Here is a 15,906-nt window from a genome sequence, read left to right on the forward strand (position 1 = left end):
ATGCTGGCTTCTGTACTCCCGTGAGGCAGGGCCAGCATCAACGTCCGCTATAGGTGCCAGACCTGTAGCAGTCCGGCTTGCTGACGGTAGCGATCTTCCTTGAGCCATCTCCGGCAAGCCGGACGGCTACAAGTGTCGCCTCAGTATTTCAGAGCCGCGTTCGCTTTTGATTTTGCTTCTAAGTGCGCGATATCCCAGACGACACAAATCGCGACTTGGGTGCAGGCCGAACGCAGGCGTCGCGGAGTGGGCCGAGCGGCATGGATGCCGCGAGAGCGCTGCCAGGACATGGATGTCCGTTCAGCGCGGGCCCACGGAGCGTCGCCGGAGTGAGGGTACTTCGACGAAGGAGAAGCCAAACCAGGAGCAAGGACCCTTGGTTACTTGGGGTTTTCAAGTAACTCGCCGAAGGCGAAACAGCTGGCCGTTAGGCCGAGCCGACACCAGCGGCACCGCCAAAGTCGGATACACCCAACCCCAACCCCAAAACCACCCGCCCAAAAAAAGCCCCGCCAAATGAGCGGGGTTGAGGTACGAGCGTGGCAGCTCGAAAAACTGCGAAGGCCCGCTTCACGGGAAGCGGGCCTTGTACGGCTTACAGCAGAATCGTACGGATATCCGCCAGCACATCGCCCAGACGTTTGGTGAAGCGAGCAGCTGCGGCGCCGTTGATCACGCGGTGATCGTAGGACAGCGACAGCGGCAGCATCAGGCGCGGCTGGAAAGCCTTGCCGTCCCAGACCGGCTGCATGGTGGCCTTGGATACACCCAGGATCGCCACTTCGGGCGCATTGACAATCGGCGTGAAGCCGGTACCGCCAATATGACCCAGGCTGGAGATGGTGAAGCAGGCGCCCTGCATGTCGTTGGCGGACAGCTTCTTGCTGCGGGCTTTCTCAGCCAGCTCGGCGGCTTCGGCAGCCAGTTGCAGCAGGCTCTTCTGGTCGACGTTCTTGATCACAGGGACCAACAGACCGTCCGGAGTGTCTACCGCGAAACCGATGTGGAAGTACTTCTTGCGGATAACAGCCTTGCCGCTTGGCGCCAGCGAGCTGTTGAAGTCCGGCAGTTCCTTGAGCAGGTGCGCGATGGACTTGAGCAGCAGCGGCAGCACGGTCAGCTTCACGCCGGCCTTTTCAGCGACGGCTTTCTGCGCAATGCGGAAAGCTTCCAGGTCGGTGATGTCGGCCTGGTCGAACTGAGTGACGTGCGGGATGTTCAGCCAGCTGCGGTGCAGACCGCTCGCGCCCAGTTGCATCAGGCGAGTCATCGGCACTTCTTCGATCTCGCCGAAACGGCTGAAATCGACTTCCGGAATCGGCGGGATGCCCATGCCGCCGGCAGCGCCGCCAGCAGCCGGTGCGTCCTTGGCTTTGGTCATGACGGACTTGACGTAAACCTGCACGTCTTCCTTCAGTACTCGGCCGTGTGGACCGGTGGCAGTCACAGCGCTCAGCTCGACGCCGAATTCGCGTGCCAGCTGGCGAACAGCCGGGCCTGCGTGAACCTTGGCACCGTCTTTGGCAGGGGCGGCAGCGGGAGCAGGGGCTGCTTCGGCTTTCGGGGCAGGGGCTGCGGCCGGAGCTGCTGCAGGAGCGTCAGCCTTGGCCGGAGCCGGGGCAGCTGCCTGAGCAGGCGCGGCAGCAGGTGCAGCGCCAGCGACTTTCAGTTTCAGGATCAGATCGCCAGTGCCGACTTCGTCTTCGACCTTGACGCTGATGCTCTCGACCACACCAGCGGCTGGAGAAGGAATCTCCATCGAGGCTTTGTCGGATTCCAGCGTGATCAGGGACTGGTCAGCTTCGATGCTGTCGCCAACCTTGACCATCAGCTCGATGATGCGAGCCTTGCCTGACGAACCGATATCAGGAACGTGAATGTCCTGAACCGTTTCGGCAGCAGCAGCGGCTGGAGCAGGAGCTGCGGCAGGAGCCGGGGCTGCTTCAGCAGGTTTTTCAGCAGCAGGCGCCGGAGCAGCGGCGGCCGGTTCGGCAGCAGGTGCAGCAGCGGCGGCATCGCCTTCCACTTCCAGTTCGAGCAGCTCGTCGCCTTCTTTCAGGCGGTCGCCGATTTTCACTTTCAGGCTTTTGACGACACCGGCCTTTGGCGCAGGGATTTCCATGCTCGCCTTGTCCGACTCAAGGGTCAGCAGGCTCTGATCGGCTTCGATGCGATCGCCAACCTTGACGAACAACTCAATGACTTCACCGTCACCGCTGCCGATGTCGGGTACACGAATTAACTCACTCACAATGTCTCTCCTTAGGAGAACCTGTTCACTCGACTGCGCTGCCGGTAGTGCGACAAAACAGCCTCGGATGCTCATTTACCGGAGTAAATTCCGCATCCTTGGCTGTCTTGCGCAATGTTGCAGCGCTCTTTGCGATCGTTAACGCAGGCCTTAGCAGTCCAGCGGGTTGCGTTTATCCGGGTCGATGCCGAACTTGGTGATGGCTTCCGCCACGACCTTAGGTTCGATATCGCCACGATCGGCCAAGGCTTCCAGAGCTGCCAGCACCACGAAGTGACGGTCGACTTCAAAGAAGTGACGCAGCTTCTTGCGGCTGTCGCTGCGGCCGTAGCCGTCAGTGCCCAGGACTTTGTATTCCTTGGTCGGAACCCACTGACGGATCTGGTCAGCGAACAGTTTCATGTAGTCGGTCGAAGCGATTACCGGACCTTTACGGCCGTTGAGGCACTCTTCAACGTAGCTCACCTGTGGCTTCTGGCCCGGCTTCAGACGGTTGGCACGCTCTACGGCCAGGCCGTTGCGACGCAGTTCGTTGAAGCTGGTGACGCTCCAGACATCGGCGCCGATGTTGAACTGCTCACGCAGAATCTTCGCCGCTTCGCGTACTTCGTTGAGGATGGTGCCCGAACCCATCAGTTGTACGTGATGAGCCGCTTCACGCTTGTCTTCTTCAAGCAGGTACATGCCCTTGATGATGCCGTCCTCGACACCGGCCGGCATTGCTGGCTGGTGGTAGTTCTCGTTCATCACGGTGATGTAGTAGTAGACGTTTTCCTGCAGCGTCATCATGCGGTGCGTGCCTTCGTGCATGATCACCGCCAGCTCGTAGGCATAGGCAGGGTCATAGCTGCGCACGTTCGGGATGGTCGAGGCCAGGATGTGGCTGTGACCGTCTTCGTGTTGCAGGCCTTCACCGTTGAGCGTGGTACGCCCCGAGGTGCCGCCCAGCAGGAAGCCGCGAGTCTGTGCATCGCCAGCAGCCCAGGCCAGGTCGCCGATACGCTGGAAGCCGAACATCGAATAGAAGATGTAGACCGGCAGCATCGGGGTGTTGTAGTTGCTGTAGGCAGTACCGGCAGCGATGAACGAGGAGAACGCGCCTGCCTCGTTGAGGCCTTCTTGAAGGATCTGGCCGTCTTTCTCTTCGCGGTAGTACATCACCTGATCGCGGTCGACTGGCTCGTACAACTGGCCGACTGGCGAGTAGATACCCAACTGACGGAACATGCCTTCCATACCGAAAGTACGGGCTTCGTCGGCGAGGATCGGAACGATGCGCTTGCCCAGTTCCTTGTCTTTCACCATCGAGGCGAGGATACGACCGAACGCCATGGTGGTGGAGATTTCACGGTCGCCCGAGCCGTCCAGAATGGACTTGAGGGTGTCCAGTGGCGGTGTAGGAATGCTCGTGGTGCCGCGGTTGCGCTGCGGCAGGGAACCACCGAGCTTCTCGCGGCATTTGCGCAGGTATTTCATTTCCGCGCTGTCTTCGGCCGGACGATAGAACGGCAGCGATTCGAGTTCGGAATCGTTCAGCGGAATGTCGAAGCGGTCACGGAATTTCTTCAGCGACTCTATATCGACTTTCTTGGTGTTGTGCGCGGTGTTCTTCGCTTCGCCTGCACCGGTACCGTAACCTTTGATGGTCTTGGCGAGGATGACAGTAGGCTGGCCTTTGTGGTTGACCGCCTGGTGGTAAGCCGCATAGACCTTGTACGGGTCGTGGCCGCCACGGTTGAGTTTCCAGATCTCGTCGTCGGAGAGGTTCTCGACGCGCTTGAGCAGCTCGGGATCGTCGCCGAAGAAGTGCTTGCGCACGTAGGCGCCGTCTTTGGCCTTGTAGTTCTGGTATTCGCCGTCGATGGCTTTATCCATGCGACGCTGCATGAGGCCGTCTTCGTCCTGGGCGAACAGTGGGTCCCACATGCGGCCCCAGATGACCTTGTTGACGTTCCAGGCGGCGCCACGGAACACGCCTTCGAGTTCCTGGATGATCTTAGCGTTGCCGCGAACCGGGCCGTCGAGGCGCTGCAGGTTGCAGTTGATGACGAAGATCAGGTTGTCGAGGTTTTCACGACCGGCCAGGGAAATGGCGCCCAGGGTTTCCGGCTCGTCGCACTCACCGTCACCGATGAAGCACCAGACTTTCTGCTTGCCAGCCGGGATGAAACCACGGTTTTCCAGGTACTTCATGAAGCGCGCCTGGTAGATCGCAGTGATCGGGCCCAGACCCATGGAAACGGTCGGGAACTGCCAGAAGTCCGGCATCAGATGCGGGTGCGGGTACGACGACAGACCGCCGCCATCCACTTCCTGACGGAACTTGAGCATCTGCTCTTCGCTCAAGCGACCTTCAAGGAAGGCGCGAGCATAGATGCCCGGAGAAGCGTGACCTTGATAGTAGATCAGGTCGCCGCCGTGTTCTTCGGTCGGGGCCTGGAAGAAGTAGTTGAAGCCGATGTCATACAGCGTGGCGCTGGACGCGAAAGTGGAGATGTGGCCGCCCAGATCAGGGTCTTGCATGTTGGCGCGCATGACCATCGCCAGTGCGTTCCAGCGAACGATCGAACGGATGCGGCGTTCCATGAACAGGTCGCCGGGCATGCGTGCTTCGCGGGTAACAGGGATGGTGTTGCGGTAAGGCGTGGTGATGGAGTACGGCAGCTGTGTACCACTTCGCGTGGCCAGCTCACCCATACGGGTCATCAGGTAGTGAGCACGGTCTTCGCCTTCTTTGTCGAGAACCGATTCCAGGGCGTCCAGCCATTCCTGGGTTTCGACGGGATCGAGGTCTTGCATGGCTTGCTCCAGGGCGGAAAGGCTTCCAGAATCGGTTGCCTGAGTTTGTTGCGACTGGCCTTGTGGGCAGACGACGTAAAAATTCTTGGATGGCCGGAGTTGTACCCGGCGTTGTGTAGTTTTACTACAAATCTTTGGCCGTTTCAGCTTTTTGACTTGTATATACAGTAGTAAAACTACAGCTGAGCGCTGTTTTCGCTCGGGTCATACGGTGAAGCAAATCGGTAATGTTGGTAAAAACAACAAACAGATCAAGTGAAATGTCATGTTGGCTACCAAAAAAATCAAATCGCCAGCAATTTTTAACCTTTGTTCGACAGTCCGCCCCGCAACGTGTGTACAACCTGCACCGCGGGTAGTCTTTTGAACGCCGATCAAGGATAGACCATGAGCCTCCCTTTGCTGGCTGATCTGCCGGCCGTCCTTCTGCCGTTGGTCACTCGTGCGCAGCAGTCGTTCCGCGCTGCGCTTGCCTCACTGACGACTGCCGGTCAGGCGGCTTTCGATGCCTGGCCCGCTGAGCGTCTGGTTGCGTTCGACCGCATCTGTGCGGCCAGTGATTTCGTCACCGAACAGGTTGTCCGGGACCCGCAGATGCTGCTTGATCTCGCCGCATCCGGCGAGCTGGAGCGCGGTTTTGCGCCCGGTGAGCTGCGAGGGCAAATCGCCGCGCAGGTCCAATTGGCGACCAGCGACGATGAGCTGGGGCGTAATCTACGTCGTCAACGGACGCGGCAGCAAGTCCGAATTATCTGGCGTGACCTCACCCGGCAGGCCGATCTGGTCGAAACCTGTCGTGACCTGTCCGACATGGCTGATGGCAGTATCGACCTTGCTTATCGATGGTTGTATGACAGGCACTGTCAGCAGTTCGGGACGCCCACCGGGCGCCGCAGTGACGAGCCACAGCAGATGGTCATCCTTGGCATGGGCAAGCTGGGAGCGCTGGAACTGAACCTGTCTTCGGACATCGACCTGATTTTCGCCTACCCCGAAGGCGGTGAAACCCAAGGGGTGAAGCGCCCGCTGGACAACCAGGAATTCTTCATTCGTCTGGGCCAGCGCCTGATCAAGGCGCTGGACCCGGTGACTGTCGACGGCTTCGTGTTTCGCGTCGACATGCGCCTGCGTCCCTATGGTTCGTCCGGTGCGCTGGTGCTCAGCTTCAATGCGCTGGAGCAGTATTATCAAGACCAGGGTCGCGACTGGGAACGCTACGCGATGATCAAGGCGCGGGTGGTCGGCGGCGACCAGGCGAAAGGCGAAGAACTGCTGGAAATGCTCCGGCCCTTCGTTTATCGCCGTTATCTGGACTTCTCTGCCATCGAAGCGCTGCGCACCATGAAGCAGCTGATTCAGCAGGAGGTCCGTCGCAAGGGCATGGCGGCGAACATCAAGCTTGGCTCAGGCGGGATTCGCGAGGTCGAGTTCATTGCCCAGGCGTTTCAGTTGATTCATGGCGGGCGCGATCTGAGCCTGCAGCAGCGATCATTGCTCAAGGTGCTGCGCACGCTGGAAGGGCAGGGTTATCTGCCGACTGCCGTAATCGATGAGTTGCGCGAAGGTTATGAATTCCTGCGCTACACCGAGCACGCCATTCAGGCCATCGCCGACCGTCAGACCCAGATGCTCCCCGAGGATGACCGCGATCAGGCGCGTATCGCCTTGATCATGGGTTTTGCCGACTGGAGCAGCTTCCACGAGAAACTGATGTATTGGCGCGGACGGGTCGACTGGCACTTCCGTCAGGTGATCGCCGATCCGGATGAGGAAGAAGGGCAGCAGGACAGCGGCGAAGAGATCGTCGGCGGAGAATGGCTCCCGCTGTGGGAAGAGTCGCAGAACGAAGAGAGCGCCTGCCTGCAATTGCAGGAAGGTGGCTTCGCCGACGCACAGAAAGCGCTGAAACATCTGAGCAATTTGCGTAACAGTTCGCAGCTGCGCTCGATGCAGCGTCTGGGGCGCGAGCGTCTCGATGCCTTCATTCCCCGGCTGCTGGCACAGGCTGTAGAGCATGACAATCCGGATCTGGTACTCGAACGCGTCCTGCCATTGGTCGAAGCCGTGGCCCGGCGTTCGGCTTATCTGGTGTTGCTCACGGAAAACCCCGGCGCGCTGCGTCGATTGCTGACGCTGTGCGCGGCCAGTCCGTGGATTGCCGAGCAGATCGCCCGTTTCCCGCTGCTGCTCGATGAATTGCTCAATGAAGGACGCCTGTTCAATCCGCCGCAGGCATTGGAGTTGGGCGCCGAATTGCGTGAGCGCCTGACACGCATTCCCGAAGATGATCTTGAGCAGCAAATGGAGGCGCTGCGACATTTCAAGCTGGCGCACCGGTTGCGCGTGGCGGCGTCGGAAATCACCGGCAGCCTGCCGCTTATGAAAGTCAGTGATTATTTGACCTGGCTGGCCGAGGCCATCCTTGAGCAGGTACTCGCGCTGGCCTGGCGGCACACAGTGGCCCGCCACGGTTCGCCGCGCCGTCCAGATGGCACCCTGTGCGATCCCGGTTTCGTGATTGTCGGTTACGGAAAAGTCGGTGGCATCGAACTGGGGCATGGTTCGGACCTGGATCTGGTGTTCATTCACGATGGCGATCCGCAGGCTGAAACCGACGGCGCCAAGCCTATCGATGGCGCGCAGTTCTTCACCCGTCTGGGGCAGCGCATCATTCACCTGATCACTACCCAGACCAACTCCGGCCAGTTGTACGAAGTGGACATGCGCCTGAGGCCTTCAGGGGCGTCGGGTCTGCTGGTGAGTTCGCTGGGGGCGTTCGCTCGTTATCAGGAGAACGAGGCCTGGACCTGGGAGCATCAGGCACTGGTGCGTGCGCGAGTGCTGGTGGGCAGCGCCGATGTCGGGAAAAAATTCGAGGCTGTGCGTGCCACTGTCCTGGGTCGCGAGCGCGATCTGGCTACGCTGCGTCAGGAAGTGAGCGAGATGCGCGCCAAGATGCGCGACAACCTCGGGACCAAGGGCACGACGGCCGGCAAGGGAGCAAATGCCTTCGAAGCCACGTCGTCGTTCGATCTCAAGCAGGACGCCGGTGGTATCGTCGATATCGAATTTATGGTGCAATACGCGGCCTTGGCGTGGTCCAGAGAGCATCCCGCGCTGCTTCGCTACACCGACAACATCCGTATTCTCGAGGGGCTGGAAGAGGCAGGTCTGATACCGGCCGCGGACGCCAGCCTGCTGCGTGAGGTATACAAGGCTTATCGTTCAGCCGCTCACCGACAGGCCTTGCAGAAGGATCCGGGGGTGGTCAGCGGTGATCAGTTCGCAGACGAGCGGCGTGAAGTGATGCGGATCTGGGGACAGTTGGGGTTGAGTTGATACATGAAGGATTCTTCATTGAATCCTCCGGCCTCATCGCGAGCTAGCTCCCTCCCACAGTAGGCTGCGTAACCCTGGGGGAGGGAGCCTGCTCGCGATGAGGTCAGTGAAATCACCGAAAAATCCCGGCTTTGGCGAGTTGTTCATACGCGCCATCGGGACCTATATAAAGCTATGACAGGGAGGCGTCAGGCTGTGTGGAAGCGTCACGCAGTCTGATAGGCCTCCCTGCTCGTTTCTGGTCGTTTTTGGATTGAGCATGAGAATTCTGATCGTTGGGCCCAGCTGGGTCGGTGACATGGTAATGGCGCAAACGCTGTTCCAGTGCCTGAAGCAGCGTCACCCGCAATGCGAGATCGATGTGTTGGCGCCCGAGTGGAGCCGGCCGATCCTTGAGCGCATGCCAGAGGTGCGCACGGCCTTGAGCTTCCCGCTCGGCCACGGCGCACTTGAGCTGGCAACCCGTCGTCGCATCGGCAAATCGCTCAAGGGGCACTACGACCAAGCGATCCTGCTGCCCAATTCGTTGAAGTCGGCGCTGGTACCCTTTTTCGCCGGCATCCCCAAACGTACCGGCTGGCGTGGCGAATTTCGCTACGGCCTGCTCAACGATGTGCGCACCCTCGACAAGCAGCAATACCCGCTGATGATCGAGCGCTTCATGGCCCTGGCCTATGACAAAGACGCCGAAATACCGCGTCCGTACCCCAAACCAAGTCTGCAAATCGAAACCGGTAGCCGCGACGCCGCGCTCGCCAAGTTCGGCCTGACCCTGGACCGCCCCGTGCTGGCGTTATGTCCGGGGGCGGAGTTCGGGGAGTCCAAGCGCTGGCCATCCGAGCACTACGCCAAGGTCGCCGAAGCGAAGATCCGCGAAGGCTGGCAGGTCTGGCTGTTCGGTTCGAAGAACGATCATCCGGTAGGTGAAAGCATTCGCGAGCGGTTGATTCCGGGCCTGCGCGAAGAGTCCGTGAATCTCAGTGGCGGCACGTCTCTGGCCGAAGCCATCGATCTGTTGTCCTGTGCGGACGCGGTGGTCTCCAATGACTCCGGCCTGATGCATGTGGCCGCAGCGCTCAATCGCCCGCTGGTGGCGGTGTATGGCTCAACATCACCAGGCTTTACACCGCCGCTGGCCGACCATGTCGAAATCGTCCAGCTGGGTATCGAGTGCAGTCCGTGTTTCGAGCGCACCTGTCGTTTCGGCCACTACAACTGCCTGCGTCTGCTGGAGCCGGATTCGGTCATCCAGGCCTTGAGCCAGTTGGGCGGCACGCCGGTAGAGGTTGCCTGACTTGCGGGTACTGCTGATCAAGACCTCGTCGCTGGGTGACGTCATTCATACCCTTCCCGCACTGACGGACGCGATGCGCGCCGTGCCGGGCATCCAGTTCGACTGGGTAGTGGAAGAGGGCTTTGCCGAGATCCCGACCTGGCATCCAACCGTGGCTAGAGTGATTCCGGTAGCCATTCGCCGCTGGCGCAAGAATCTCTGGCAGACCTTCAAGAATGGCGAGTGGCGCCAGTTCAAACAACGTTTGCGCGACACTCGTTACGATCTGGTGATCGACGCGCAAGGGCTGCTGAAAAGCGCCTGGCTGACCCGCTACGTCAAAGCGCCCATCGTGGGTCTGGACAAGCACTCGGCACGCGAGCCATTGGCCGCACGCTTTTACGATCTGGCATACCCTGTCCCCCTTGGTCAGCACGCGGTCGAGCGTCTGCGCCAGTTGTTCGCTCAGGCACTGGGTTATCAAGTCCCGGCCGGGCTTGGCGATTACGGTCTGGATCGCAGTCGCCTGCTAGACGCCAGCAGTGAAGCGGCGCCGTTCGTGCTTTTCCTGCACGGTACGACCTGGGTCACCAAGCACTGGCCCGAGCTTTACTGGCGCCAGCTGGCCGAGCGCATGATCGGCCAAGGGCTGGAAGTGCATCTGCCGTGGGGCAATCCGGCGGAGAAGGCGCGAGCTGAGAGAATCGCCGCAGGCCTTGATAAAGCGGTCGTACTGCCCAAATTGAATCTCAAAGGCGTCGCTAAAGTGCTCGCAAGCGCGCAAGGTTGCGTGGCGGTGGATACCGGGCTGGGGCACTTGGCTGCTGCGCTGGACGTCCCGACCCTGTCACTGTTCGGCCCGACCAATCCGGGCCTGACCGGCGCCTATGGCAAGTCGCAGGTTCACTTGGCGGGCGATTACCCTGCCTGTGCGCCGTGCCTGCAAAAGAAATGCACCTATCAACCGACGCCCGAAGACAAGCGTCGGTTCGATATCGAACGCGAGTGGCCACTGTGCTTCACTCGCCTGAATCCCGAGCGAGTAGCGAGCCAGTTGGGCTCGCTGTTGCTGGCAAAGGAACATCCGTGATGCAACTGGCCTTCGTGCTTTATAAATACTTTCCCTTCGGCGGCTTGCAGCGTGACTTCATGCGCATTGCCCTGGAGTGTCAGCAGCGTGGGCATTCGATCCGCGTCTACACCCTGATCTGGGAAGGTGACGTACCGGCGGGATTCGAAGTGCTGGTGGCGCCGGTCAAGGCGATCTTCAATCATCGCCGCAACGAAAAGCTCACCGACTGGATGAACGCCGACCTGGCCAAACGCCCGGTGGATCGCCTGATCGGCTTCAACAAGATGCCGGGCCTGGACGTGTATTACGCCGCCGACGGCTGCTATGAAGACAAAGCGCAGAACTTGCGCCACGGCCTTTACAAATACTGGGGCCGCTATCGTCACTTCGCCGACTACGAGCGCGCGGTGTTCGCCAAAGACGCCAGGACCGAAGTGCTGATGATTTCCGAAGTCCAGCAGCCGCTGTTCATCAAGCACTACGACACGCCGCTGGAACGTTTCCATTTGCTGCCCCCGGGGATATCCCAGGACCGTAGGGCGCCGGATAACGCTGCCGAGATCCGTGCCGAGTTTCGTCGTGAATTCAAACTGGGCGATGACGACCTTTTGCTGGTGCAGATCGGTTCCGGGTTCAAGACCAAGGGCGTGGACCGCAGTCTCAAGGCGCTGGCCGCACTGCCGTCGGAGCTTAGAAAACGCACTCGACTGTTTGTCATCGGCCAGGACGACCCCAAGGTCTTCCAGCTGCAAAGCACCGCGCTTGGCCTGAGCGACAACGTTACTTTCATGAAAGGGCGCAGCGACATTCCGCGTTTCCTGTTGGGGGCCGATCTATTGATTCATCCGGCCTACAACGAAAATACCGGTACTGTGCTGCTCGAAGCGCTGGTCGCGGGTTTGCCAGTGCTGGTCAGCGCGGTATGCGGCTACGCCCATTACATTGCCGAGGCCGACAGCGGTCTGGTGCTCGACGAGCCGTTCGAGCAGAGCCAGCTCAATCAGTATCTGGCGCGCATGCTCAAGGACGATGCCGCGCGCGGTTCCTGGGCTCGCAACGGGCTGGCGTTCGCCGACACGGCTGATCTTTACAGCATGCCGCAGCACGCTGCGGATGTGATTCTGGCGGAGCACCACGGATGAAACTGATCCTTGCTGAACCCTTCAAGACCCTCTGGGCCGGACGCGATGCGTTTGAGGCTGTCGAGGCGCTGGACGGGCAGGTCTATCGCGAATTGGAAAACCGTCGCACCTTGCGCACCGAGGTCGACGGACGTGGTTACTTCGTCAAGATCCACCGTGGCATCGGTTGGGGCGAAGTCGCCAAGAACCTGCTGACGGCCAAGCTGCCGGTGCTGGGCGCCGGGCAGGAGTGGGACGCGATCAATCGCCTTCACGAAGTCGGCGTGCCGACCATGACCGCCGTGGCCTATGGCGAGCGAGGCAGCAACCCTGCGGCGCAGCACTCGTTCATCATCACTGAAGAGCTGGCGCCGACGGAAAGCCTGGAAGACGTCAGTCTCAACTGGGTCAAAGAGCCGCCCGAGCCGCGCATGAAGCGCGCCTACATCGCTGAAGTCGCACGACTGGTCGGGATGATGCATCGCGCTGGCGTCAATCACCGCGACTGCTACATCTGCCACTTCCTGCTGCACACCGACAAACCGGTCACGCCCGACGACTTCAGGCTTTCGGTCATCGACCTGCATCGCGCCCAGACCCGCCCGGCGATTACCATGCGCTGGCGCAACAAGGACCTGGCCGCGCTGTATTTCTCGGCGATGGATATCGGGCTGACGCGCCGCGACAAATTGCGTTTCCTCAAAGGTTATTTTCAGCAGCCGTTGCGCCAGATTCTGGCTGAAGAGTCCGCGCTGCTCAGCTGGCTGGAAGGCAAGGCCGAGAAGCTGTATCAGCGCAAACTGCGTTACGGGGATGCGCTCTGATGGCGGGTTGGAACCTTGAGCCTGAATACGCCGCCCTGGCCGACGACTTTGGCTCGCTGGATGCCGTGTTCGCCCTCAAGGGCGAGCGTCTGACCCGCGATCCTTTGTCCGAGGTGATTCGCGTCGAGCGCGGTGGCGTGAACTATTACGTCAAACGCTACGTCGCGGCTGGCAAAGGCCTGCGGCGCTATCTAGGGCGCCCTCGGGTCAAGTCCGAGTGGCAGAACCTCAAGCGTTTCGCCAAGTGGGGCATCCCGACCGCCGAAGTGGTCGCGTGGGGGCTGGAGCGCAATGGCGCTGCCTATGATCGCGGCGCCCTGATTACGCGAGAATTGCCGCGCACCGAGGATCTGTCGGAACTCGCGCGGACCAACGACTCGCGCCTGGGCGACCGTTCGTGGGTCGACAGGATCAGCCAGCAGGTCGCGCGCTATACCCGCACGATGCATGACCACCACTTCACCCATAACGATCTGAAGTGGCGCAACTTGCTGGTGGACGATCAATCGACCGTGTTCCTGATCGACTGCCCCAACGGTGCTTTCTGGGTCAGCTTCATGCTGCGCTATCGCATCACCAAGGACCTGGCGTGTCTGGACAAGGTGGCCAAATATCACCTGTCGGCCACCCAGCGCCTGCGTTTTTATCTGCAATACCGTGGGCGCGAGCGCCTGAATGATTCAGACAGGAAGCGCATTCGTCATATCGTCAGCTTTTTCGAGGGGCGCGAATGAGTGTTTTCATTGCCGATGCCGACCGCGCCTTGCTCGAGCGCCATGGCCTGGCGGATTTCGATGCGCTGTGGGACGTCGAGCTCGATGCCGTCGATGAGCCCAACACCGGACGTGGCGGCTGGAGCAGCGTGTTCCGCCTGGAGCTGGAGGGCTCGGGTTATTACCTCAAGCGCCAGAGCAACTACCTGACGCGCACCTTGCATCACCCGCTGGGCGAGCCTTCGTTCTCCCGCGAGTTTCGCAACATCAGCCTGTATCAGAAGCTCGGCATTCCGGCGCTGCATGCGGTGTTTTATGGCGAAAAGAAAGTCGAAGGGGAGCGTCGTGCGATCCTGATGACCCGTGCGCTCGATGGCTGGACCGATCTGGACACGCTGCTGAGCGAATGGAGCGAGCTGTCCGCGACTCAACGTCTGGCGATCCTCCAGGCCTGTGGACAACTGGCGCGCACGCTGCACAAGGCAGGACAGGTACACGGTTGCTTCTACCCCAAACACATTTTTCTCAAGGCGAAGGGCGCTGGGTATCTGGCGCAACTGATCGACCTTGAGAAAACCCGCAAATCTATTTTCGGGCGGCGTGATCGGGTCAAGGATCTGGAACCGCTGCTACGACGGGCGCCGGTATGGAACGAGGCAGAAATCCGCGAAATGCTCTCGGCCTACCTGCAAGCGCCTGGCGACAGTGGGCTGGTGGATGGCTGGTGGCAACGGCTGGCGAAGCGCGGTAGTCATAAGCGCAGCAATCGGTAGGATTGATTCGATCACCGTCGAGCGCGATATCTGATCACTCACCGTTGTCGCGGCAAACACAATTTACCGTTGGGAGGGAGCTTGCTCGCGAGGGCGTTGGTGGAGCTAAGACAGCTTCATTGCTTATGCCTCTGCATTCGCGAGCAAATTTCCTCCCACGGGTTATTTATTGGCTGTTGGACCAGGGATTCCTTACAGACGATTTGTCGCCTGTCAGCCCGCCGGTCTGGCGCAAGTCTGATAGAAGAGGGCGCCGATGCGTTTGTCTGAACTGAAAAACGCCGGTCGTACGCCAGCGCTGCCCATGAGTATTGCGCTGGCTGATGCGGCGGGGCCGGCCGAGTTGCAGTTGCTCAGTTTGCTGCGGGTTCTGCCGGGGCAGCGTTATGTTGGCGCCGGGATCTGGCGCGGGCGTCCGGTACTTGCCAAATTGTTGGTGGGGCAAAAAGCGCCACGGCATTTTCAGCGTGAGCGCGCGGGTGTGCAATTGCTGGCCGAACAAGGCCTCACCACACCGCTGCTGTTGGCCGACGGGCTGCAGGAAGGCGAGGGCGGTTGGTTGCTGTTCGAGTTTCTCGACAACGCCGAAAGCCTGGGCGATGCCTGGAAGGCAGTCGAGAGCCTGTCACCGCTGGCAGACGAGCAAACGGCTGTGCTGAGCGAAGCCCTCGCGGCCGTGGGCCAGATGCACGCCAAAGGCTTGTGGCAGGAAGATCTGCACCTGGACAACCTGCTGCGCCAGGACGGTAAGCTATACCTCATCGATGGCGCCGGGATTCGTGTCGAGCAAGCTGGCAAGCCTTTGTCTCGCCAGAAAGTGCTGGAAAACCTCGGGGTGTTTTTTGCCCAGTTACCCAAATCGCTGGAACCCTTCACCGAAGAGCTGCTGGTTTATTACCTGTTGAGCAACGGCGAGCACGGTTTGCCGGTCGAGGCGCTGCAAAAGCAGATCGACAAGGTCAGCAACTGGCGCCTGAAGGACTACCTGATCAAGGTCGGGCGTGATTGCAGCCTGTTCAGCGTAACGGATGGGCCGTTCGGTCTGCGGGCGATTCGGCGTGAAGAGGAGGCCGCAATGCTGCCTGTGCTGGCGAAGGCCGACACGCTGATCGACAGCGGTCATCTGTACAAGACCGGCGGCGCAGCGAGCGTTGCCAAGGCTGAAGTCGCAGGACGTGAGCTGGTCATCAAGCGCTATAACATCAAGAATTTCGCCCATTGGCTCAAGCGTTTCTGGCGGCCGAGTCGCGCCTGGCATTCATGGCGCGAAGGCAACCGGTTGATGTTCCTCGGCATTGCCACGCCCAAGCCACTGGCCGTAATGGAGCAGCGTTTTTTCTGGCTGCGCCGCAAAGCGTACCTGGTCACTGAATACCTGCCGGGACCTGACATCATCGAGCGTTTTGCGCCGTACGTAGCGTCCGGGGATGCACCTCAAAGCGAGTTGCAGGCGCTGGACACTCTGTTCGCCCAATTGCTGCGCGAGCGCATCAGCCATGGTGATCTCAAGGGGCACAACGTGTTCTGGCAGCAGGATCGCTGGGCGTTGATCGATCTTGATGCCATGTGTCAGCACACCTCGCCGGGCGCATTCGCGGCTGCTTTCGCCAAGGACCGGGCGCGCTTCATGCGTAACTGGCCAGCGGACAGCGCGCTGCACCAATTGCTGGAGCAGCGCTTGCCCAAAGCGCCTTAGGACAACCGGCAAGAAGGGCAGCCTGCCATGGCTGCCCCTCCAGCT

The 15,906-nt window shown here is 60.4% G+C and carries 10 protein-coding genes; 8 read left to right on the plus strand and 2 right to left on the minus strand.

What is annotated here, in order from left to right:
• Positions 1–595: 595 nt before the first annotated feature.
• Positions 596–2,251, minus strand: a complete 1,656-nt coding sequence (gene aceF, locus BWR59_RS01125) for a dihydrolipoyllysine-residue acetyltransferase (protein ID WP_081563810.1) — start codon at positions 2,249–2,251, stop codon at positions 596–598.
• A 150-nt stretch (positions 2,252–2,401) separates the two neighbouring features.
• Positions 2,402–5,050 (minus strand): pyruvate dehydrogenase (acetyl-transferring), homodimeric type, encoded by a 2,649-nt coding sequence (gene aceE, locus BWR59_RS01130; protein WP_081563811.1) that lies wholly within the window; start codon positions 5,048–5,050, stop codon positions 2,402–2,404.
• 387 nt (positions 5,051–5,437) lie between these two features.
• Here aceE and glnE point away from each other — a divergent pair, with 387 nt between their 5' ends.
• The 8 genes from glnE (at position 5,438) to BWR59_RS01170 (ending at position 15,861) form a co-directional block, all read left to right on the plus strand.
• Positions 5,438–8,389 (plus strand): bifunctional [glutamate--ammonia ligase]-adenylyl-L-tyrosine phosphorylase/[glutamate--ammonia-ligase] adenylyltransferase, encoded by a 2,952-nt coding sequence (gene glnE / locus BWR59_RS01135; RefSeq protein WP_081563812.1) that lies wholly within the window; start codon positions 5,438–5,440, stop codon positions 8,387–8,389.
• A 259-nt stretch (positions 8,390–8,648) separates the two neighbouring features.
• A complete protein-coding gene (gene waaF / locus BWR59_RS01140; RefSeq protein WP_081563813.1) occupies positions 8,649–9,683 on the plus strand; it encodes a lipopolysaccharide heptosyltransferase II in 1,035 nt (344 codons plus the stop codon).
• A gap of 1 nt (position 9,684) precedes the next feature.
• Complete coding sequence (gene waaC / locus BWR59_RS01145; RefSeq protein WP_081563814.1) at positions 9,685–10,752, plus strand: lipopolysaccharide heptosyltransferase I; 1,068 nt, start codon at positions 9,685–9,687, stop codon at positions 10,750–10,752.
• The gene (locus tag BWR59_RS01150; RefSeq protein WP_081563815.1) at positions 10,752–11,876 is read left to right on the plus strand and encodes a glycosyltransferase family 4 protein; all 1,125 of its coding nucleotides are present in this window, start codon (positions 10,752–10,754) and stop codon (positions 11,874–11,876) included. Before waaC ends, BWR59_RS01150 begins: the two co-directional genes overlap by 1 nt.
• On the plus strand, positions 11,873–12,679 hold the full coding sequence (rfaP, locus tag BWR59_RS01155) for a lipopolysaccharide core heptose(I) kinase RfaP (RefSeq protein ID WP_081563816.1): 807 nt from the start codon (positions 11,873–11,875) through the stop codon (positions 12,677–12,679). The genes BWR59_RS01150 and rfaP overlap by 4 nt, the downstream gene beginning before the upstream one ends.
• Positions 12,679–13,413 (plus strand): lipopolysaccharide kinase InaA family protein, encoded by a 735-nt coding sequence (locus tag BWR59_RS01160; protein ID WP_081563817.1) that lies wholly within the window; start codon positions 12,679–12,681, stop codon positions 13,411–13,413. The genes rfaP and BWR59_RS01160 overlap by 1 nt, the downstream gene beginning before the upstream one ends.
• A complete protein-coding gene (locus tag BWR59_RS01165; RefSeq protein WP_081563818.1) occupies positions 13,410–14,165 on the plus strand; it encodes a lipopolysaccharide kinase InaA family protein in 756 nt (251 codons plus the stop codon). The genes BWR59_RS01160 and BWR59_RS01165 overlap by 4 nt, the downstream gene beginning before the upstream one ends.
• A gap of 256 nt (positions 14,166–14,421) precedes the next feature.
• Positions 14,422–15,861, plus strand: a complete 1,440-nt coding sequence (locus tag BWR59_RS01170; RefSeq protein WP_081563819.1) for a lipopolysaccharide kinase InaA family protein — start codon at positions 14,422–14,424, stop codon at positions 15,859–15,861.
• The last annotated feature ends 45 nt before the right edge of the window (positions 15,862–15,906 follow it).

Origin of the sequence: Pseudomonas sp. Bc-h (assembly GCF_002080045.1) — a bacterium.
Lineage (GTDB): Bacteria > Pseudomonadota > Gammaproteobacteria > Pseudomonadales > Pseudomonadaceae > Aquipseudomonas.

Excerpts from the sequence above, each read along its gene's own strand:
- aceE (WP_081563811.1), bottom strand. The coding sequence starts at position 5,050 with ATGCAAGACCTCGATCCCGTCGAAACCCAGGAATGGCTGGACGCCCTG.
- glnE (WP_081563812.1), top strand. The coding sequence starts at position 5,438 with ATGAGCCTCCCTTTGCTGGCTGATCTGCCGGCCGTCCTTCTGCCGTTG.
- waaF (WP_081563813.1), top strand. The coding sequence starts at position 8,649 with ATGAGAATTCTGATCGTTGGGCCCAGCTGGGTCGGTGACATGGTAATG.
- BWR59_RS01150 (WP_081563815.1), top strand. The coding sequence starts at position 10,752 with ATGCAACTGGCCTTCGTGCTTTATAAATACTTTCCCTTCGGCGGCTTG.
- rfaP (WP_081563816.1), top strand. The coding sequence starts at position 11,873 with ATGAAACTGATCCTTGCTGAACCCTTCAAGACCCTCTGGGCCGGACGC.
- BWR59_RS01160 (WP_081563817.1), top strand. The coding sequence starts at position 12,679 with ATGGCGGGTTGGAACCTTGAGCCTGAATACGCCGCCCTGGCCGACGAC.
- BWR59_RS01165 (WP_081563818.1), top strand. The coding sequence starts at position 13,410 with ATGAGTGTTTTCATTGCCGATGCCGACCGCGCCTTGCTCGAGCGCCAT.
- BWR59_RS01170 (WP_081563819.1), top strand. The coding sequence starts at position 14,422 with ATGCGTTTGTCTGAACTGAAAAACGCCGGTCGTACGCCAGCGCTGCCC.